This is a genomic window from Flavobacterium sp. WC2421, assembly GCF_040822115.1.
Classification (GTDB): Bacteria; Bacteroidota; Bacteroidia; order Flavobacteriales; family Flavobacteriaceae; genus Flavobacterium.
In genome coordinates, this window is record NZ_CP162004.1 from 2,184,241 (window position 1) to 2,204,587 (window position 20,347).

At 33.0% G+C, this 20,347-nt stretch carries 18 protein-coding genes; 8 read left to right on the forward strand and 10 right to left on the reverse strand.

The features are described 5' to 3' along the window. Position 1 precedes the first annotated feature (1 nt). The 7 genes from ccoN to AB3G33_RS09450 all read left to right on the forward strand — a co-directional run bounded on the left by ccoN (position 2) and on the right by AB3G33_RS09450 (position 6,413). Entirely contained in the window at positions 2–2,185 is a 2,184-nt protein-coding gene (gene ccoN / locus AB3G33_RS09420; protein WP_367752095.1) for a cytochrome-c oxidase, cbb3-type subunit I, read from the forward strand. 83 nt (positions 2,186–2,268) lie between these two features. Continuing rightward, positions 2,269–2,439, forward strand: a complete 171-nt coding sequence (locus AB3G33_RS09425; protein ID WP_367752096.1) for a CcoQ/FixQ family Cbb3-type cytochrome c oxidase assembly chaperone — start codon at positions 2,269–2,271, stop codon at positions 2,437–2,439. 25 nt (positions 2,440–2,464) lie between these two features. Continuing rightward, positions 2,465–3,364 (forward strand): cbb3-type cytochrome c oxidase N-terminal domain-containing protein, encoded by a 900-nt coding sequence (locus AB3G33_RS09430; RefSeq protein WP_367752098.1) that lies wholly within the window; start codon positions 2,465–2,467, stop codon positions 3,362–3,364. A 69-nt stretch (positions 3,365–3,433) separates the two neighbouring features. Beyond that, a complete protein-coding gene (ccoG, locus tag AB3G33_RS09435) occupies positions 3,434–4,852 on the forward strand; it encodes a cytochrome c oxidase accessory protein CcoG (RefSeq protein WP_367768603.1) in 1,419 nt (472 codons plus the stop codon). Between the two features lie 47 nt (positions 4,853–4,899). Then, a complete protein-coding gene (locus tag AB3G33_RS09440; protein WP_367768606.1) occupies positions 4,900–5,349 on the forward strand; it encodes a FixH family protein in 450 nt (149 codons plus the stop codon). A gap of 84 nt (positions 5,350–5,433) precedes the next feature. Then, positions 5,434–6,135, forward strand: a complete 702-nt coding sequence (locus AB3G33_RS09445; RefSeq protein WP_367768609.1) for a sulfite exporter TauE/SafE family protein — start codon at positions 5,434–5,436, stop codon at positions 6,133–6,135. 41 nt (positions 6,136–6,176) lie between these two features. Beyond that, positions 6,177–6,413 (forward strand): YdcH family protein, encoded by a 237-nt coding sequence (locus tag AB3G33_RS09450; protein WP_367752106.1) that lies wholly within the window; start codon positions 6,177–6,179, stop codon positions 6,411–6,413. A 130-nt stretch (positions 6,414–6,543) separates the two neighbouring features. On the opposite strand, the gene hemN is transcribed toward AB3G33_RS09450, so the two are convergent. The 6 genes from hemN to AB3G33_RS09480 form a co-directional block, all read right to left on the reverse strand. Further along, complete coding sequence (gene hemN / locus AB3G33_RS09455; protein WP_367768612.1) at positions 6,544–7,908, reverse strand: oxygen-independent coproporphyrinogen III oxidase; 1,365 nt, start codon at positions 7,906–7,908, stop codon at positions 6,544–6,546. A gap of 139 nt (positions 7,909–8,047) precedes the next feature. Then, on the reverse strand, positions 8,048–10,054 hold the full coding sequence (locus AB3G33_RS09460) for a DUF349 domain-containing protein (RefSeq protein WP_367768615.1): 2,007 nt from the start codon (positions 10,052–10,054) through the stop codon (positions 8,048–8,050). 354 nt (positions 10,055–10,408) lie between these two features. Further along, positions 10,409–11,161: a shikimate dehydrogenase gene (locus tag AB3G33_RS09465; RefSeq protein WP_367768617.1), complete on the reverse strand. Its 753-nt coding sequence runs from the start codon at positions 11,159–11,161 to the stop codon at positions 10,409–10,411. Continuing rightward, complete coding sequence (locus tag AB3G33_RS09470; RefSeq protein WP_367768619.1) at positions 11,154–12,557, reverse strand: tetratricopeptide repeat protein; 1,404 nt, start codon at positions 12,555–12,557, stop codon at positions 11,154–11,156. The genes AB3G33_RS09465 and AB3G33_RS09470 overlap by 8 nt, the downstream gene beginning before the upstream one ends. 129 nt (positions 12,558–12,686) lie before the next feature. Next, entirely contained in the window at positions 12,687–13,883 is a 1,197-nt protein-coding gene (locus tag AB3G33_RS09475) for an aspartate aminotransferase family protein (RefSeq protein WP_367768622.1), read from the reverse strand. A gap of 75 nt (positions 13,884–13,958) precedes the next feature. Beyond that, complete coding sequence (locus tag AB3G33_RS09480) at positions 13,959–15,590, reverse strand: OstA-like protein (protein ID WP_367768624.1); 1,632 nt, start codon at positions 15,588–15,590, stop codon at positions 13,959–13,961. 260 nt (positions 15,591–15,850) lie between these two features. On the opposite strand from AB3G33_RS09480, the gene AB3G33_RS09485 reads away from it, so the two are divergent. Continuing rightward, entirely contained in the window at positions 15,851–17,719 is a 1,869-nt protein-coding gene (locus tag AB3G33_RS09485; RefSeq protein ID WP_367768627.1) for an alpha-amylase family protein, read from the forward strand. Between the two features lie 85 nt (positions 17,720–17,804). On the opposite strand, the gene AB3G33_RS09490 is transcribed toward AB3G33_RS09485, so the two are convergent. The 4 genes from AB3G33_RS09490 to AB3G33_RS09505 are packed head-to-tail and all read right to left on the reverse strand — an operon-like array spanning position 17,805 to position 20,346. Beyond that, on the reverse strand, positions 17,805–18,581 hold the full coding sequence (locus AB3G33_RS09490; RefSeq protein WP_367752130.1) for a superoxide dismutase: 777 nt from the start codon (positions 18,579–18,581) through the stop codon (positions 17,805–17,807). A 7-nt stretch (positions 18,582–18,588) separates the two neighbouring features. Next, positions 18,589–18,858, reverse strand: coding sequence for an acyl-CoA-binding protein (locus AB3G33_RS09495; RefSeq protein WP_367752132.1), 270 nt, complete (start codon positions 18,856–18,858; stop codon positions 18,589–18,591). Then, positions 18,858–19,511 carry a phosphatidylserine decarboxylase family protein gene (locus AB3G33_RS09500; protein ID WP_367768629.1) on the reverse strand — a complete coding sequence of 218 codons (654 nt, stop codon included), beginning with the start codon at positions 19,509–19,511 and terminating at the stop codon, positions 18,858–18,860. Before AB3G33_RS09500 ends, AB3G33_RS09495 begins: the two co-directional genes overlap by 1 nt. Beyond that, positions 19,501–20,346 (reverse strand): phosphatidate cytidylyltransferase, encoded by an 846-nt coding sequence (locus tag AB3G33_RS09505; protein ID WP_367768631.1) that lies wholly within the window; start codon positions 20,344–20,346, stop codon positions 19,501–19,503. Before AB3G33_RS09505 ends, AB3G33_RS09500 begins: the two co-directional genes overlap by 11 nt. Position 20,347: the final 1 nt, after the last annotated feature.

The window sequence follows — 20,347 nt, forward strand, 5'->3', positions numbered from 1 at the left end:
TATGGAAATGCAGCAGTTTTACTATGACAACAAAATTGTAAAAAAGTTTATTTACGCTACCATTGTTTTTGGCGTAGTCGGAATGGCCGTCGGACTTTTATTAGCAACATTTTTTTTATTCCCAAACCTTACTGACGGGGTTTCGTGGTTGAGTTTTGGTCGATTAAGACCTTTACATACCAATGCCGTTATTTTTGCCTTTGTAGGTAATGCTATGTTTGCTGGAGTATATTATTCTTTGCAACGATTATTGAAAGCAAGGATGTATAGTGATTTTTTAAGTAACCTTAATTTTTGGGGTTGGCAATTGATTATTGTGGCAGCAGCCATTTCTTTGCCAATGGGATATACCTCTTCTAAAGAATATGCTGAACTAGAATGGCCTATTGATATTGCAATTGCCTTAATTTGGGTTGTTTTTGGGGTCAATATGATTGGTACGATTTTAAAAAGAAGAGAACGTCATTTATATGTCGCCATTTGGTTTTACTTAGCGACTTTCGTGACAGTTGCAGTATTGCATATTTTTAATAGTTTGGCTATTCCTGTTTCTGCAATGAAAAGTTACTCTGTTTATGCAGGAGTACAAGATGCATTAGTACAATGGTGGTATGGTCATAATGCGGTTGCCTTTTTCTTGACAACACCATTTTTAGGATTAATGTATTATTTTGTTCCTAAAGCGGCAAATCGTCCGGTATATTCTTATAGATTATCTATTGTTCACTTTTGGTCATTAATATTTTTATACATCTGGGCTGGACCGCACCATTTATTATATTCTGCTTTGCCTAACTGGGCACAGAATCTAGGAGTTGTTTTCTCAATCATGTTAATTGCACCTTCTTGGGGAGGTATGATTAATGGATTGTTGACTTTGCGTGGAGCATGGGATAAAGTGCGTGTAGATCCTGTTTTGAAATTTTTCGTAGTAGCTATTACTGGATACGGTATGGCAACTTTTGAAGGACCGATGCTATCATTAAAAAATGTAAATGCAATAGCGCATTTTACAGATTGGATTATTGCACACGTTCACGTAGGAGCGTTAGCATGGAATGGATTTATGGCTTTTGGTATGATTTATTGGTTGGTTCCAAGAATGTCAAAAGGACCTTTATTCTCTGCTAAACTAGCTAATTTCCACTTTTGGATTGGAACATTAGGGATTATACTTTATACGCTTCCTATGTATGTAGCTGGATTTTTACAAGCTTCTATGTGGAAACAATTTAATCCTGATGGAACATTAACATATGGTAATTTCCTTGAAACGGTAACGCAAATTATGCCAATGTATTGGATGCGTGCTGCTGGAGGAACATTATATATTATTGGAATGTTTGTCTTGGTATACAATATTACTAAAACTATAAGAGCTAATGCTGCAATTGAAGATGAATTAGCCGAAGCACCAGAATTACAAAAAATAAGTAGTGGTAGAACTAAAGGTGAAAAATTTCACCCTTGGTTAGAAAGAAAACCAATTCAGTTAACTATTCTGGCTACTGTAGCGATTTTAATTGGAGGTGTTATTCAAATTGTACCTACAATTATGGTAAAATCTAATATCCCAACAATTGCCAGTGTAAAACCGTATTCACCATTGGAATTAGAAGGTCGTGATTTGTACATCCGTGAGGGTTGTGTAGGATGTCACTCTCAAATGGTTAGACCATTCCGTTCTGAAGTAGAACGTTACGGACCACAATCAAAAGCGGGAGAATTTGTGTATGATCACCCATTCCTTTGGGGTTCAAAACGTACAGGACCGGATTTATTAAGAGTAGGTGGTAAGTACAACGACAATTGGCATTTCAATCACATGTGGAGTCCACAAAGTGTATCTTCTGGATCTATAATGCCTGGGTACAAATGGTTATTTGATAATAGCGCTTTGGATATTTCTGACATTGAAAAGAAAATGCAAGTGATGAAAACACTTGGGGTTCCTTATACAGATGCTGAAATTGCCAATGCTAAAAATGCAATCAAAGTACAATCTCAAAAAATTGAAGACAATCTGCATGCTGACCCTGACTTTGTGAAAAGTTATGAAAATAGCAAGAAAAAAGCCGAAGCAAAAGGAGAGAAATTTGTGCCAATGCATCAGAGAGAGATTGTAGCACTGATTGCTTACATCCAAAGATTAGGTACAGACATTAAAGTAAAAGATAAAAAGTAACTAAGTATCAAAGTAGCATAGTTAGAAAGTGTCGAAAAACAAATTTTTAACTGTGCAACTTTGAAACTCAAAACTATAAAAAAATGTTCGAACAAATAAAACACAACATGGAAACGATTGCAGGTGTTGCAATTTATCCGATACTATCGTTATTGATTTTCTTTTTCTTCTTTGTGGGGCTTGGTATATGGGTTGCATCCTATAAAAAAGAGAAGATCAATGAATTGAGCCAAATTCCATTAAACGACAATTAATCAGTATAATTTCAAATTACATAAAATGAAAAAATTAATCCCAGCATACGTAAGAGTACCCGTAATTTTCTTTCTCGTGTTTGGCGCTATGGAATATTTTATAGATTCTGGCGATCGTGCAGCATTTATAAAATATCCAATGGTTTCGGTATTTCTATTTGTTTTTCTATTTCTTTTAATAGCGATTGAAATCACCGTAAGTGCTATTGATAATATTACGTATCAAATGCTTACAGAAGAACAAAAAGCAAAATTAGAAGAAGTTAGTGCTATAAGTTATAAAGAGAGCGAGTGGTTTAAAAAGTTAATGCAAAAACTGACTAAAACCGAGCCTATTGAAAATGAAGCTAATTTATTGTTGAGTCATGATTATGATGGAATCAGGGAATTAGATAATAATTTACCACCATGGTGGGTATATTTATTCTACGGTTGTATCGCTTTTGCAGCAATATATTTAGTTCGTTTTGAGATTATGGGTGGCGATAATCAGGAAATGGAATTGAAGAAAGAATTGGCTCAAGCCAAAATAGATGTGGCAGAATATATGAAAACGGCTCCAGACTTAATGGATGAAAAAACGGTAACCTTACTGACTGATCCAGCTGATTTAGCCATAGGAAAAACCATTTTTACAACTAATTGCGCCGCTTGTCATAGAGCGGATGCGGGTGGACAAATTGGTCCTAACCTAACAGATGATCATTGGATTCTGGGTGGTGGAATTAAAAATCTTTTCCATACTGTAACTAATGGGGGTCGTGATGGTAAAGGAATGATTTCATGGAAAGGAACTTTAAAACCAAAAGAAATTCAAAAAGTAACTAGTTATATATTGTCATTACAGGGAAGTAACCCAAAAGATCCAAAAGCACCAGATGGTGAAGTTTGGGTTGATGATGCTGTAGCACCTGCAGCAAAATAAAAACACTGATTTACTAAGTTTTTAAAAGTGTAAAATAGCTTAAAACTTAGAATTATAAATTAAAACAAAATGTCAAAATTACCAGACGAAGCTTTTAGAGATACAATTGGAACCATTGATATTGAAGGAAAAAGGAAATTTATTTTTCCAAAAAAACCTTCTGGAAAATTCTATGACTATAGAAAATGGGTGAGTTATATTTTGTTGATCATTTTAGTTGCAAACCCATTTATTAAGATTAATGGGAACCAATTTATGATGTTCAATGTGTTAGAACGTCGTTTTAATATTTTTGGATTCCCGTTTTGGCCACAAGATTTTTATCTTTTTGTGCTGTTTATGATAGTAGGAGTCGTATTTGTAATCTTATTTACGGTAATTTTTGGACGAATATTTTGTGGCTGGATTTGCCCTCAAACTATTTTCTTAGAAATGGTTTTTAGAAGAATTGAATATTGGATAGAAGGAGATCGTGGAGCCCAAATCCGATTAGAAAAACAAGAATGGAATAACGAGAAAATAAGAAAGAAAGGAATTAAGTGGTTTATATTTTTACTCATTTCTTTTGCTATTGCAAATGTGTTTTTGGCGTACCTAATTGGTAGTGATGAATTGATTCAAATGATTGAAGACGGACCAGAGACCCATTTCAGTACACTAATTGCATTGTCCATTTTTACAGGAGTTTTCTACTTCATCTTTGTATGGTTTAGAGAACAAGTGTGCATCATAGCTTGTCCATATGGTAGACTTCAAGGGGTATTATTGGACAATAAATCAATTAATGTTGCCTACGATTTTGTTCGTGGTGAAAAAGAATTGGGTAGAGCCAAATTCAATAAGCAAGAAGATAGAGCTGTTTCTGGAAAAGGAGACTGCATTGATTGTAAACAATGTGTAAATGTTTGTCCTACCGGTATTGATATTCGTAATGGAACGCAATTGGAATGTGTGAACTGTACCGCATGTATTGATGAGTGTGATATAATCATGGATAGCGTAGGTTTACCCAAAGGATTAATTCGATATGCATCTGAAGATGAAATAGAGAAAAAAGCGCCTTTTAAATTCACTGCTAGAATGAAAGGCTATTCCGCTATTTTGTTGATTTTAGTTGGTATTTTAATTGGATTATTATTTTTACGAACCGAAGTAGAAGCAACCATTTTGCGATTACCAGGACAACTGTTTCAACATAAAGGAGATAATATAAGTAATGTATTTACCTATAAAATTATCAATAAAACCAACAATGATTTTAATGATATTCATTTCAAATTGGTAGGAATAAAAGGAAATTTGAATTTAGTGGGGAAACAACATTTCAAAGTAAAAAAACAAGGAATGAATGAAGGAACTTTATTTGTTGAAATCAATCAGTATACATTAGAGAGTGATAAAACAAAATTAAAAATAGAAGTGTACGAGGGCAATAAAAAAATTGAAACCAGTACAACCAGTTTTTTAAGCCCACGAAGTTTCGATTAGCATAATAATGTATTGAAGGAGTTTACTTCAAAAAAATAATAGAAAAGATGAAAATAAATTGGGGAACCGGAATCGTCATAGCAATAGCTTTGTTCATGAGTTTTATTTTATATTTTGTGATTAAAGTACAATCTAATTCTAAATATGATAATGAATTGGTTGTTGAAGAATATTACAAACACGATGCCCGTTTTGGGGAGGAAATGACTCGTGTACAAAATGCACAAGATCTTACTCAAAAACCGATTATTACCAAAACTAGGGATGGAGTTACCATTGTTTTTCCAAATGAATTTATTCCTAATAAGATAAAAGGGAATGTGTCCCTATATAGACCGTCTAACAAAAAATTAGATTTTGAAATTCCAATTTCATTATCTAATCCAACTTTGCTCATACCTAAATCAAAATTGGTAGGCGGTCGATGGGACATTAATATGGAATGGCAATATGATGGAAAATCGTATTTAACCAAAGATGTGATTTATATTGATTAGAAAGAACATGTTGAAGTTGTAAAACGCGAAGTGGTAATGATTTATTTCTTTGGGCTTTCGACCTTTGACTTTTAAACTAAATTTATGCTTTATACAGCCTTTATTTTTGGATTGATCAGCAGCTTTCATTGCATAGGAATGTGTGGTCCTATTGCTATGATGTTGCCTGTAGACAGAAATAATCCAGCGAAAAAAGTCACTCAAATAATGATATATCATATAGGTCGATTAACAGCTTATGGGACAATAGGATTACTTTTTGGATTGGTAGGGAAAGGTTTTTTTATGGCTGGAATGCAACAAAAATTATCTATCTTTATAGGAGTGCTGATGTTACTTGTTATTTTGATTCCTCAAAAAGTGGTCGCCCGTTATAATTTTTCAAAGCCTATTTTCAAAATAATTTCAAAAGTAAAACAACAGCTAGGGAGTCAATTTAAAAACAAGAGTTACAAATCATTATTTACAATAGGTTTACTAAATGGTTTTTTGCCTTGTGGCATGGTGTATGTCGCTTTATTTGGAGCAATGGCTATGCAATCTGCCAGTTTTGGAATTATATACATGCTCTTATTTGGATTAGGAACTGTTCCCATGATGAGTAGTATTATATATTTGAATTCCTTTATTACGATTTCTTTTCGAAATAAAATTCAGAAAGTGGTTCCTTACGTTGCCGTTCTTATTGCATTACTATTTATTTTAAGAGGTTTAGGGTTAGGCATACCTTATGTCTCACCATCTAATATGAGTTTGTTTATTCAAGCTACCCCAAATTGCCATTAATTGATTTGACATCATTTAAATATTCTATAAAATTAAACACAATGGAAAGACACGATTTAATACACGAATTTCCTGAATACGAGGAAAAAATACATCAACTAAAAGTTGACGACAGTCATTTTAGAGAACTCTTTGACGAGTACCATGAATTAGAACATGAAATTCACCGCATAAATACGGATATTGAAGTAGTTACTGATGAACATGCCCATGAATTGAAAGCGAAGCTATTATTCATTAAAGATGAATTATATAGTATTTTAACTAAGGATGAATAAACTGCATTTCTAATAATTGAATTACGATATTTTTTAGAAAAAATCACCGCAAATTTGCAAATGATCAACACAATATAAGTGTTTCAACTTGCGAATTTGCGGTTTATATTTTAACTCAAAGGCGAGTTTTTTATACAGTCATTGAAAATAATTTTGTATCAGGTGTTTTTCGTTTTAATAGTAAGTCAAATGCCATACATATATTGCGAACATGTGCTTTACCCGATTCCGTAACTTTTATTCCACTAGCGCTTAGTAGTAGCAAACCATCTTTTTCCATTTCTTGCAATTGGGTAACAACTTCAGGAATTTCTTCAAAATAATCACTTTTGTTTTCCCAAGAAGTTTCAAATTGGCACATTAAATTCAAGATGTGTTTTCGAATAATTAAATCTTCAGCTGTCAATAAATGACCTCGGTAAATGGGTAATTTATTCCATTCTAATATTTGATAATAGTCTTCCAAGTTTTTTTCGTTCTGAGCAAAACTGTACCAACTATCACTAATAGATGAAACACCGAGTCCAATCATTAATTTTGTTTTAGAAGAGCTGTACCCCATGAAATTACGATGTAATTTCTCATTTTGAAAAGCTTCGTATAAGGAGTCCGTTTTTAAAGCAAAATGATCCATTCCTATTTCATGATATCCATTTTCTAACAATAATTCTTTACCTATTTGGTATAGCATTCTTTTCTCTTGATCTTTTGGGATGTCTTCATCCTTGAAACCACGTTGTCCGTTTCCTTTTATCCAGGGAACATGGGCGTAACTGTAAAAAGCCAATCGATCTGGTTGTAATGATTTTGTTTTTTCTATAGTATCAATCACATCTTCTATTTCTTGAAAAGGCAAACCAAAAATGATATCATGTCCAATAGAGGTATATCCAATTTCTCTAGCCCAAAAAGTGACTTTGGCTACATTGTGAAAAGGTTGTTCTCTATGAATGGCTTTTTGTACTTTTTCAGAATAATCCTGAACGCCAAAACTTACTCTTCTGAAACCTAAATCATATAGTTTTTGTAAATGTTGGTATGTTGTATTGTTAGGATGTCCTTCAAAACTGAATTCATAATCGGGAGCTTTCTTTGCATAACAAAAAATCCCATTGATTAAATCTTCTAAGTTTTTAGTCGAGAAAAATGTAGGTGTTCCGCCACCCAGATGAATCTCTTTTACGATAGGTTGTTTCCCTAGAATTTCACAATATAATTTCCACTCCTTGAGCAATGCTTCAATGTAAGGGTGCTCTACTTCATGGTTTTTGGTTATACGTTTATTACATCCACAAAAAGTGCACATACTTTCACAAAAGGGGAGGTGTATATATAAACTAATTCCTTCTTTTGAATTACTTTCTATAAATGATTTTTGTAAAGTTGCAATCCAATCCTCATATAAAAAATCGGTTTCATTCCAATACGGAACGGTGGGATAGCTAGTATATCTAGGACCGGGAACATTATATTTTTGAATTAGTGTACTTTTCATTTCTAGGAAATTTATCTTAAATCAAAAGTACAAGGAATGATCAAAATTTAAAATGATAATTATCATGCTTCATTTTTTATAATAAAAAAACCTCATACTATTTCTAGGATGAGGTTAATAAGTATCAGAATTAAAGGTTTTATTCTTGATTTATATTTCTTAGTTGTTTTAATTTTTCTTTCCAAACATCTAAGCTTTCTTTATGGATAGCAATGTTTTTTCGAACTTCTAGAACAATAGAATTTTCTTTTTTAGCATTTCTAGTATTCGTAAAAAACTGAATGTTGTTTTCCAATTGGAAAATTTCATTTTGCACTTCATCAATTTTACGCATGATGAAAATCTTTTCGTTTTCTAGTTTACGAGTATCGTTATTCTCTGATAAATGATCCATTCTGTTAGCAAAACGCAACATATCAGTGTCTTTTTTACTCAAACTTAATTTATCAAACAGCGCATCAAGGATTTTATTGAATTTTCCTTCAATATGTCTTCTTGGAAAAGGAACTTTACCCAAGTTTTTCCAATTTTCGATGTGTAATTTGATAGCATCCAAATCCGTTTTGTGATCTCCCGTTAATTGGAATTCTCTCAACGTTTCTAAATAGGCTTTTTTATTATCAAAAGAAGCCACTTCTTCACCATTTTCCTCATTCTTTTGCTCTTTTAATTTGTCAAAATAATGGTTACAGGCATCTTTAAATTCTTTCCAAACTTTATCGGAATATTTTCTTGGCACATGTCCTATTTGTTTCCACTCGTCTTGAATACGCTTCATGATTGGAGTAGTCACAGCAAAGTCGGTGCTGTCTTGCAATTCAATTGCTTTGGCAACAAGTGCATTTTTTTTATTTAAATTTTCAGTTTGGTCTCTCTTAATATCTTTGTAGAAAGAATTTTTGAAAGAGTTGAAATTTCGAACTGCTGTTTTGAACGCAGCCCAAGTTTCTTCATTCACTTCCGAAGGCACTTTTCCAGCCGAAAAAAAAGCAGTTCTTAACGCTTCTACTTTTTCAATTTGGCCAAGCCATTGAGAATGAGCATTTACTTTCACAGATGCTAATTCTTCAATTTTAGAAATAATTTCTTTTTTCTTTTCTAAATTTTCAACTTCTGTACCTCTCAGTTTCTCAAATAAAACCTCACGTTTGTCGTGCATTTTTTTTGTCAAATCACTGAACAGATTCCAAATTTCATCACGATTTTCCTTAGAAACAGGACCTATGTCCTCTTTCCACATTCTATGTAAATCCTGCAGTTCTCTAAAAGCTTTATTCACATCTTCTTCATGCAATAATTCCTCAACACGCAAAATAATTTTTTGCTTTTGCTCAAGATTGTGCTTGAAGTCTAAGTCTCTGGCCTCTCTGTCAAGATGCAAATAATCATAGAAATTTTCTACATGAAAATGATAATTATTCCATACATGATTGTATTTGTCTTTTGGAATTGGTCCTGCATTTTTCCAACGTTCTCTTAATTCATTAAAATGTTTTAAGGTGTCTTTGATGTTTTCCTGCGGATTAATTAGCTCTTTTAATTCTTCAACGATAGCTAATCTATTTTCTAAATTCGATTTCAAGTTCGTTTGTAAACTCTTGAAATGAACATTTTTATTGTTTTTATATTGCGTGTAAAATTGGTCAAATTTCACTTTCAACGGAGAATGGTATTGAAAATCTTCAGTACTATCAGGATTTTCTGCTTGGAATTCTTCTTTTTTCTCTTCTATGAAGTGATTGAATTTTGCCAAAAAAGCTTTCTTGATTTCATCAACATGATCCTTTACTGACATTACTTTATCAGTACCAACAAGGTTTTCTAACTCATCAACAAGCTGCTCCATAGACAAAGTATCATAATCTTGCATCGGGATGTGATGACGCTCCTTCAAGGTCTCATCTTCACTTTCCTCAGCATTAGAATCGTCTATTGAATTTAGTGCTTTTTGATTTTCGTTTTCAATTACCGTATCTGTAACCAAAACTTTTTCGGTTGCAGGTTCAACAGTGTTTTCTTCTGCGGGTACAACTGTCTCTTCCGCTACAGTTTCTAGGTTCTCTGTAGTTTCTGGAGTTGATTCAATAGAATCAGTTGTTAACGTTCCATCTGCATTTTGCAGGTTATCATTCTTTTCTTCTAACATTTGTTCAATGTGTAAGGTTTCTATTTATTGAACACGAAAGATAGTAAAGCAGTATTGAAATACAAAACAATTATCTAATTTAGAGTCGTTTTAGGTTAAAATGTAGGGTTTTTTTGTAGCAATTTCCTGCTATTCGCTCTATCTTTTATAGCTTAAAAAAAGCTACAAAAGGATGCCGCTACTATCAGGGCTAGGCAAATGGAGTGGAAGGTGAATTTTATGGTAAAACAAGCTACTTATAAGGTTTAAGGTAGTTCCTTTTATAAAAAAAAACGTCTTGATATAAAATTGGATTGCCCACGCGAGTAGACAAATTTTATATCAAGACGATTCTATTTTTTATTAAATTTAGATCTATTTATTCCAAATCTTCCAAGCTTTCTCTGCCTGAAAAACGAGCATATCTAATCCGTTTTTAATTTGTGCTCCTTGCGCTTTTGCCTTTTTAAGGAAAGTAGTTTCGGCAGGATTATAAATTAAATCAAAGGCAATGTGTTTTGGGCTAAAGAACTCGTAAGGTAGTAATGGCGCTGCCTCAATATTAGGGCTAGTTCCTACCGGACTGGAGTTAATTATAATTTGATACTCATCAAATGTTTTGGAATCAATTTGATCATAGCCAATTGCATTTTCATTTGAGGTTCTAGATACAAAATCATATCTAATTCCCAATTCATCAAGAGCATAAGCCACGCCTTTTGATGCGCCTCCAGTTCCTAAAATGAGTGCTTTTTTATGATGGGGTTGCAATAAAGGTTTTAAGGATTTTTTGAATCCATAATAATCCGTGTTGTACCCTTTTAATTTTCCTTTTTTGGTAAATTTAATGGTGTTTACAGCACCTATCAATGCTGCTTTTTTGGATAATTTATCCAAATAAGGCATCACAACTTCCTTGTAAGGAATGGTAACATTCATCCCATTTATTTCCTGATGATTTTCTTTTATGATGGTAGTAAAACCTTCTATTTCAGGAATATCAAAATTTTCATAAGTGTAGCCTACAAAGTGCTCTGTCTCAAATTTTTCTGTAAAATATCCTTTCGAAAAAGAATAACTAATATTTTTACCTAGTAAGCCAAAACGTTTTTTTTCAATATTAGTCATTATTCTTTTTATGTTTGTCAATGTAATTCCGAACTGTCTTTTTGGTCCAAACTACAGGAAATAGATCTTCAATTAAGATGTAATTATCAAATTTTAAACGCAAGCCATTACTTAAATGGAATTTTGCTTTTGTTGTATCTTGAATCATAAAATACAAACCAGCTAGGCGGTATTCTACTTCGTTTTCTTCAGGGTAGAACTCTGATGCTTGTAATAATGTTTGAATAGCACTTTCAAATTCACCTAAAAATTGTAAAATATCAACCCAAAACAACCAAGTATCCAGTTCCGTATCTCCAAATTCTACTGCTTTTCGATATCCAAATTCTGCTTCTTCAAAGAAGTTCATCTGTTTGTTTATCGTAGCATATCGTTTCCAGTACAAACGGTTTTGGTTGTCAATTGCTAATGCTTTGTTTACATAAAACAACGCTTTTTGAAAGTTTTTTTGACGAACATAAAAATCAGTAATGGCAATCCATCCTTTGTCTAGTAAAGGATCTTCATGTACGGTTTCGTTATAAAATTTAAGTGCTAGAATGGTATTGCCTAATTTTTCATGACATTTTCCTATTCGAAGTAAAGCATAGGAGGTAGCGTCATCTAATTCAATGGTTCTACTGTAACTTTCTATTGCTTCTTCGTATCGATTCAATCGTTCAAAGGCTTTTGCTTTTTCCATAAAAGCACCTAAGAATTCATCATCGATTAGGGTGGCATAATCAAAAGCACGAATAGCATTTTCATACTCTTTTATTCCATAATATAAACGCCCCATTTGATGCCAGGCAATTTCACTGTATGGATTTTTGTCAATGTATTTGTTTAAATAAGCAATAGCTTCCAAATTTTGGTCTAGAAATTCAAAACAATACACTACATTATACAATGCCGATTGATCCTCAAGATCTTCTTCAAGGCATTTGATGAAGCTTTCTTTGGCTAGTTCTAGATTATCCATAAATAGATATTCCATTCCGATTAAATTATAGACATCAGCATAATCATCGGTAAATTGTAAAGCAATTTTTAATAATTCAACCGCTTTTTCATGTTGATCCCTTTTGGAACAAATGTTAGCTTTTTGAATGTAAATTTCTTCATTATTAGGTTCAATAGCATATAGCTCATTGAGTAGTTTCTCGGCTATATCTAGTTTGTCGTCATACACCAGCATCTCTACTTGAACCAACTTCAATCCTGTCGATTTAGGGTGTTGGTCTAATGCAAGTTTGAGTGCTTTTTTTGCCAAAGCGGCCTTACCCATATCAAGATAATGAAGGATAATTTCTTCAAACTCTTCGGAGTCAAAAAAGAGTACTTTGTTGGTTTTCAACATAGACTCAAATTTGGATAGTGATAAGTTATAGTCTTCTTCTTCGTTGCTTAATTGCATACTTTATTTTTTTGAATTTGGCCTAATTAAAGTTAGGCATCCATATTATTGTTGTGAAGAAAAACCTGAATTGTTGTGAACAATTTAATTAACAATAAGATATTATTAAATTAGAGTTGTATTTTATGCTTATTTAGGGTCCATTTCAACCTGAATTTTATTTAGTACTTCTAGCATTATGGCACAACCTTCACGAATTTCCTCTTCAGAAATAGTTAACGGTGGCGTAATTCTAATCGCACATCCTTCAAATAGTAACCAGAATAATATTAATCCTCTGTCTTGGCATTTTAAAATCACTTCATTCGTTATTGCTGCACTACGTGTCATTGCGGCAAGCATTAACCCTTTTCCTCGGATTTCTTGTATCAAAGGGTGTACCAAAAGCGATTTAAATAAGTTTTCTTTTTCTAAAGCACTGGACATTAGATCAGTTTCAGTAATTTCCTGCAAAGTGGCCAAACAGGCTGCCGCTATGACAGGATGACCGCCAAAAGTAGTAATATGCCCTAGCTTTGGGTTATCACTTAATAAATCCATCATTGCTGCCGATGCCGTAAAAGCACCTACTGGCATTCCGCCTCCCATTCCTTTTCCCATAACTAAGATATCTGGAACTACATCATAATTTTCAAAGCCAAAAAGAGTACCTGTTCGGCCAAAACCAGGTTGGATTTCATCCAAAATTAATAAGGCTCCAACTTCAACACATCTGGCTTTTACCTTTTTCAAAAAACCGTTTTCTGGTTGGATAAATCCTGCACCTCCCTGAATTGTTTCTAGTAGTACACCAGCAGTTTTGGTGGTTATTTTTTGTAAATCGGCCTCATTGTTGAAAGTGATAAAATCAACATCAGGAATCAAAGGACGAAAAACTTGTTTGCGCTCTTCAAAGCCCATAACACTCATAGATCCCATCGTATTTCCATGATACGCATTATGACAAGAAATCAACTGACTTCTTCCTGTAGTTCGTCTAGCTAATTTCAAGGCGCCTTCTATTGCTTCTGTACCTGAATTTACTAAATAGGTTTTGTCTAATGGAGCGGGAAGGAGTGAGGCTAATAGTTTGCAATATTCCACAGCCGGACTTTGTGAATATTCTCCATATACCATTACGTGTGAATATTTGTCTAACTGGTCTTTAATGGCTTGATTGACTCTTGGTGGTTGGTGTCCTAACGTACAAGCAGAAACTCCAGCGACAAAGTCTAAATATTTTTTATTATTTGTATCGAAAATGTAAGAGCCAATAGCATGTGAAACTTCCATTCCTAGTGGGTATGGAGAGGTTTGAGCTTGGTATTTTATGAAATCAGTATTCACGGAATTTTGTTTTATTTTTTAATTGGGCATCCATTAATTAAGGAAAAGTAGAATAAAATAACTGATACGGACCACTTATTTCTTTCCTTTCTTCTTGTCATAGTTCAATGTTTCCTTTCGGATTTTCATAGGGACGTCTTTCTTTGCTTCTTCTGCTTTGGTTGCATTACTTATTTTATCATTATCCTCATTTTCATCTGGAGGAAAAATATCGTCTTTAGACTTTATTCGTTCCTCACCACGCCATACTAAACCTCGAAGTTTCCGAGCATTTTCTGGTAAATCTTTTTCTGGATAAATATCACCATCCACTTGCTGGAAAAAAGTGATGGTCTCAATGGTTTTTTCATCAAAAATGATATTGATCTTACTACTTACGTTTTTATTGATTCCAATGAGTTCTTTGTCGTCATTTCGCATGTAATAAATCACCTCTGTATTTTTTATAATGTCTACATCATGTAATTTTCCTTCTTCAAATTTCCCAAAGAGATTTTGCCCTTTTACCTGATTAAAACCTGTTCCCAGCGTATCTTTCGAGACGAGGAAGGTATTATTAAGCACTTTGAGCGAGTCGAGTTCTTTAGTATTGTTGTTGCCAATTAGGTGCATTACATCTCCTGTAATTTGATTTTCACCATTCCAGAGTATTGGATTTCCCATTAGTTTTGTTAATGCAGTTTTGGAACTGGAATGAATGGAATCACATTTACCACTCATATCCGTTTTGAAAAAACGAACATTATTAAAAGCTCTTATGATGCGGTTTCCTTCTTTTCCTGTTACCATTAATTTTTTTCCATGAATGTAAACCGAGTCATTTTCGACAAAATTCACTGCAACAGCTCTTTTAGTTACAAACATAGAGTCTTGTTTTTTGTAAATTTCAGCATAATTTCCTTTCACAATCCCACGGTTAATGGAATCCGTTATTTTTACATTTCGTGTGGCCGATGCAAATTCTCTATTTCGATCATAATATAAACTGTCTCCTTTTATAACCCGATCATCATATCTGATATAGGATTTATTGAGAAAATGAGCCAGATTTTTTTTAGTGTCATAAAATCCTTTTTCGGTATAAATATAATTGGCTTTACTGGTAATTGTTGAAGGACCTAAAAGGTACGAATGACCTGAATTAGTATAATAATCCAAATGATTTGTTTTGATAACATAAGTGGGATTTGTAATAGTTACCGCGGTTAGGAACTGAAATTTCTTTTCGGCAACGTAGTATTTTCCTGATTTACTTTTTAAAGTATTGTCTTTATTAACAATAGTTCCCAGTGAATTATAGTAGGCTTCTTGCGTGTTTCTATCAAAATTAATCGTGTCAGTAGCCAATGTTGCATCTGGAGAACTCATAACAGCATTTCCTGTTGCGTATGCCTTTTTTAAATTTCCATTGTATTCAGCATATTTACTGTTTAAAAATAAAGTATCTCCCTGAACCAATTGTACATTTCCAAAGGCTTTTAAATAGTTCTCTTTTTGAAAAAAATAAGCTTTATTGCAAGTCAAAACAGCTCCGTCATGGTTTACTCGAACATTTCCTGTAAGTAGAACGGCATCAGGAATTTCAACTTGATTGACATCAAAATAATCAGAATGCTCTACAACAATTTTTTTAGGGGCTTGCGCCAAAATGAAATTAGTACAAATCAATAACAAACAATAACGAAGGAAAAATTGTGATTTCTTCAATGGATTTATTTTTTGACAAATTTATGAAAAAGGAGACAATCCTAATCCATATTAGGAATTATTTATAATTCACAAAAAAGGCATTGAAAATGCTTTATTTTGTTTTGAAAGTTATCAACTAATTAAGCTACTGTTTCGTTGTAGTTTTTGTTTTTAAATTATAATTTATTTTATTTGAAACGATAGCTTTTTCATTAGTTTAAAATAGATTAATTTAGGAAATTGATAAAAAGAGCGTAAATCAGGATAAAAAATTTTGTATGATAAAAAAAATAACTATTGTTGCAAGCATAAGTACAATGCTATTGGCCACAGCTTGCAAGACAAAAGATTTAAAAATGGAAAACGGAAATAAAGAGATAGCCTCAAATAAAAAAGAAGTACTATATCAAGTATTTACAAGATTGTTTGGAAATAAAACGACAACTAATAAACCTTGGGGTACACTTGAGGAAAATGGAGTAGGGAAATTTAATGATTTTACGGATACTGCTCTTAAAGAAATAAAAGATTTAGGTGTTACCTATATTTGGTACACCGGAGTTCCCCATCATGCTTTAATCCGAGATTATACTGATATTGGAATTTCTAATGATGATCCTGAAGTGGTAAAAGGGCGAGCTGGTTCTCCATATGCAGTGAAAGACTATTATAATGTTAATCCAGATCTAGCTGTAAATCCTGCGCATCGTTTAGAAGAATTTGAAGCCTTAATTGCTAGAACTCATAAAGCGGGTTTAAAGGTTATTATTGATATTGTGCCCAATCATATCGCTCGTAAATACGAAGGAAAAAACAATCCAAAAGGAGTTCGGGATTTTGGTGCAGATGATGATGTATCCGTAGAATATAAAAGAGATAATAATTTCTACTATATACCCAATACGCAGTTTGAAATTCCAGATGCAGATGTGCCATTAAATGGAGAAAGTAACCCGTTAATTGATGGGAAATTCAATGAATTTCCCGCAAAGTGGACAGGAAACGGTTCTCGTAAAGCTAAACCAGATCGCAATGACTGGTATGAAACGGTTAAGGTAAATTATGGTATTCGCCCAGATGGTTCTAAAGATTTCCCTGAACTTCCATATGGGTTTGATACTAAATCATACCAAGAACATTTTGATTTCTGGAAAGATAAAGACGTTCCTAATTCTTGGATCAAATTTAGAGACATTGCATTGTACTGGACGGCCAAAGGAGTGGATGGTTTTCGATATGATATGGCCGAAATGGTACCATTTGAGTTTTGGAGTTACATGAACTCCGCTATAAAAGTGAAGAATCCGAATGCCTTTTTATTAGCTGAAGTGTATAACCCAAATGAATATAGAAATTATATCCGTTTAGGGAAAATGGATTATTTGTACGATAAAGTAGAAACTTATGATAAATTAAAAGATGTTATTCGTGGTCATTCATGGCCTGATGGTTTATCAGATATCCAGCACGGTATGGCCGATATCGAACATCATATGCTTAAGTTTTTAGATAATCATGACGAACAACGATTAGCAAGTCCTGAATTTGCTGGTACACCTGAAAAAGGAAAACCTTTAATGGTTGTTTCAACCACTATAAGTACGGCGCCAACTATGATTTATTTTGGACAAGAAGTAGGAGAGGCTGCGAATGAAAATGCTGGCTTTGGAACCCATTCTAGAACTTCCATTTTCGATTATATTGGTGTTCCTAGTCATCAGCGTTGGATGAATTGTGGAAAATTTGACGGTGGGCAACTCACAGAAAAGGAAGCATTACTTCGCGACTTTTATAGGCGATTGCTTAATTTTTCTCTTAACAGTTCTGCTTTAATGGGTAAATTTCAAGAGATTCAATCAGTTAATCGTGATGCAACTTCGGGTTATGCAACTGGAATTTACTCATTTGTTAGGTGGTCTGAAAATGAAAAATTGATTGTTGTCGTTAATTTTTGGTCTGAAGAAGGGTATGAATTTGAATTAAAAATACCTTCAGATATTATTCAAAAATGGAACTTAAAAGAGGGCAATTATACTATAGAAGATCAATTGTATAAAAAGAGTAAATTGGAAATGCGAGTTGAAAATGGAGAAGGAAAAATACATGTCAAGATTGGGCCTTCGGAATCTTTTATTTATCAATTATAGGGTTCTGTTCAATTGCTGTAGACAAATAAAAAAGCTGATGTATACTTTTAGTAGACGTCAGCTTTTTTATTTTTAGGTAGCTATTTTAGTATCTTTTCCTTTGAGAAGCTTCGTAGTTTTCGTTTATTTTTTTCCAATTAATGACATTAAAAAACGAATCAATATAGTTTCTTCTTCGGTATTGATAGCCTAGATAATAGGCATGTTCCCATAAATCTAATGCTAATATAGGAGTTCCTGGAATTACTGCATTTCTCATTAATGGATTATCTTGATTTTGCGTACTGGTTACTTTTAATTTTCCATACTTGTCTACAATTAACCAAGTCCAAGCTGATCCAAATTGATTTGTTGCTTCAGCTTTAAAACTAGCAACAAAGTTTTCATACGAACCAAAATCTCTATTAATTAATGAAGCTATTGTGTCTGTTGGTTTTCCGCCAGTATCAGGAGCCATAGATTTCCAATATAGACTATGATTGTAATACCCTCCAGCATTATTTCTTAAATCGGCATTGTTTATGTCTAATTTAGATAAAATATTCTCAATGGATTGATTCTCATATTCAGTTCCAGCAATCAGTTTGTTTAGATTATTGGTATACGTCAAATAATGTTTAGAATAGTGCGTTTCTAATGTTAATGGGGAAACAGTTGGTGCTAATGCATCATATGGATAAGGTAATTTTTCTAGTTGGAATGAACCAGGTGCAGCTTTTACATCCTCAGGAAATCCAATAGTGACCTTTTCTTGTGCTGTGGGTAATGGTACTTCGACAACTTCAGTAAGCTTTTTATTTTTACATGAAATTAAAAGTGAAATTAGCAGCAGGTTTGTTATTATAAAATAATATTTTTTCATTAGTGCATTATTTTTTCAATAGGGAATTGATGATTTCGATATACTGTTCTTTTGCCTCAGTTGAAGAAAGATGACTTATTTGCATCCAAGCATTAGTCTTAAATGCATCCCTTAAATGATAGGTAGACGTTTGTCTTGGTTCTAATGTGCCAAAAGTAGCTTGTTTGTAAAAGGCATAAAGGCGTAGCTGCACATCTTGTGGTAAAGATGCTTGAGTCATTTCGGAAGCGGATTGAACTGCTTCCTGAAACCTAGTATCTAAATCTTTTTCAATCATTATCCTTTTGTTGCAATAACGGTTTTTCCTCCAATAGCTTTTTGATTAAGCACTACGTTGATAGGTGTGCCTAAAGGTAAAAAAATGTCTACTCTTGATCCAAATTTAATAAAACCGGCATCTGTTCCTTGAACGACTTGCATACCTTCTTCGGCATAGTTTACAATTCGTCTTGCTAATGCTCCAGCAATTTGACGGTATAAAATAGCGCCAAAAGTTTCGTTTTCTACAACTATAGTTGTTCTTTCATTTTCTTCACTTGCTTTAGGATGCCAAGCAACTAAAAACTTACCAGGGTGGTATTTACTAAATTTCACAATACCACTCAATCCATAACGAGTAACGTGTACATTGATAGGTGACATGAAAATAGAGATTTGCAAGCGTTTATCTTTAAAATATTCTCCTTCAAAAACCTCTTCAATCACAACTACTTTTCCGTCTACTGGTGCTAGTATTTGATTTTCATTTACAATTACGGTTCTTTTTGGGTTTCTAAAAAACTGTAATATAATAATCAAAATTAAAAATGCACTTAGCTGAATTACCATTTTAATCCAGTTGATGTCGATGAATTTATCAGATAGTAATAGCACAGTTGCTGTGAAAATAATTCCTAATAAAATGGTTTTGGTTCCTTCTTTATGAAACATAATTTAAAATTTGATAAAATAAAAATATAATTGGTGCTACAAATATAACACTATCTAGACGATCTAGTACACCTCCGTGGCCAGGCATTATTTTTCCGCTGTCTTTTACTCCAGCAATACGTTTAAATTTAGATTCGATTAAATCACCAATAGTTCCAAAAGTGCCAACTATCGTGGCTATGATTAGCCAAATGTAAATTTTACCTTCAGCTATTTGTATGTAATATTTAGCAATTAGATAGCTAGCAATAACAGCAAATACAACTCCTCCAAAAAAACCTTCAATAGTTTTCTTAGGCGATATTCTTTCAAATAATTTAGTTCTACCAATTGATTTCCCAACGATATAAGCAAAAGTATCATTTGTCCATATCAATATAAAGATACTAATAAGAATTTTAGGATTGTATCCATCTTTACCAAAAGGAATTTTTGTAATAATGACAAAAGGAAGTATGATGTATCCTATTAGATATACATATTTTGAAAAGGAATCAATTTTAAGTGTTTTATTATCAAATAGAAAATGAATACATTTCATAAATACAAAAAGAGTTGCAAATAAAACGGCCAGATCAAATGTTTTACTGAATCGTAAGGTATAGAATAGTCCATCAGTAGCAAAGGTTATTTTGTAAAATAACAAATACGAAAGGATAGCAAATAAAAATGGAAATATTTTTTGAATTTGAACTAAATTACAGAATTCCAATGTAGCGATGAGGAGAAATATCCCAAAGAGGATAAAAAAACTTTCGGTAGAATATAATATGCAGAATATTAATAAAATAATATAAACAGCACCAGATATTGCTCTCTTTAAGGTTTCATTCATC

What these genes read in the sequence shown, in the direction of transcription:
- ccoN (WP_367752095.1), top strand. Translation starts at nt 2, where the DNA reads ATGGAAATGCAGCAGTTTTACTATGACAACAAAATTGTAAAAAAGTTT.
- AB3G33_RS09425 (WP_367752096.1), top strand. Translation starts at nt 2,269, where the DNA reads ATGTTCGAACAAATAAAACACAACATGGAAACGATTGCAGGTGTTGCA.
- AB3G33_RS09430 (WP_367752098.1), top strand. Translation starts at nt 2,465, where the DNA reads ATGAAAAAATTAATCCCAGCATACGTAAGAGTACCCGTAATTTTCTTT.
- ccoG (WP_367768603.1), top strand. Translation starts at nt 3,434, where the DNA reads ATGTCAAAATTACCAGACGAAGCTTTTAGAGATACAATTGGAACCATT.
- AB3G33_RS09440 (WP_367768606.1), top strand. Translation starts at nt 4,900, where the DNA reads ATGAAAATAAATTGGGGAACCGGAATCGTCATAGCAATAGCTTTGTTC.
- AB3G33_RS09445 (WP_367768609.1), top strand. Translation starts at nt 5,434, where the DNA reads ATGCTTTATACAGCCTTTATTTTTGGATTGATCAGCAGCTTTCATTGC.
- AB3G33_RS09450 (WP_367752106.1), top strand. Translation starts at nt 6,177, where the DNA reads ATGGAAAGACACGATTTAATACACGAATTTCCTGAATACGAGGAAAAA.
- hemN (WP_367768612.1), bottom strand. Translation starts at nt 7,908, where the DNA reads ATGAAAAGTACACTAATTCAAAAATATAATGTTCCCGGTCCTAGATAT.
- AB3G33_RS09460 (WP_367768615.1), bottom strand. Translation starts at nt 10,054, where the DNA reads ATGTTAGAAGAAAAGAATGATAACCTGCAAAATGCAGATGGAACGTTA.
- AB3G33_RS09465 (WP_367768617.1), bottom strand. Translation starts at nt 11,161, where the DNA reads ATGACTAATATTGAAAAAAAACGTTTTGGCTTACTAGGTAAAAATATT.
- AB3G33_RS09470 (WP_367768619.1), bottom strand. Translation starts at nt 12,557, where the DNA reads ATGCAATTAAGCAACGAAGAAGAAGACTATAACTTATCACTATCCAAA.
- AB3G33_RS09485 (WP_367768627.1), top strand. Translation starts at nt 15,851, where the DNA reads ATGATAAAAAAAATAACTATTGTTGCAAGCATAAGTACAATGCTATTG.
- AB3G33_RS09490 (WP_367752130.1), bottom strand. Translation starts at nt 18,581, where the DNA reads ATGAAAAAATATTATTTTATAATAACAAACCTGCTGCTAATTTCACTT.
- AB3G33_RS09495 (WP_367752132.1), bottom strand. Translation starts at nt 18,858, where the DNA reads ATGATTGAAAAAGATTTAGATACTAGGTTTCAGGAAGCAGTTCAATCC.
- AB3G33_RS09500 (WP_367768629.1), bottom strand. Translation starts at nt 19,511, where the DNA reads ATGTTTCATAAAGAAGGAACCAAAACCATTTTATTAGGAATTATTTTC.
- AB3G33_RS09505 (WP_367768631.1), bottom strand. Translation starts at nt 20,346, where the DNA reads ATGAATGAAACCTTAAAGAGAGCAATATCTGGTGCTGTTTATATTATT.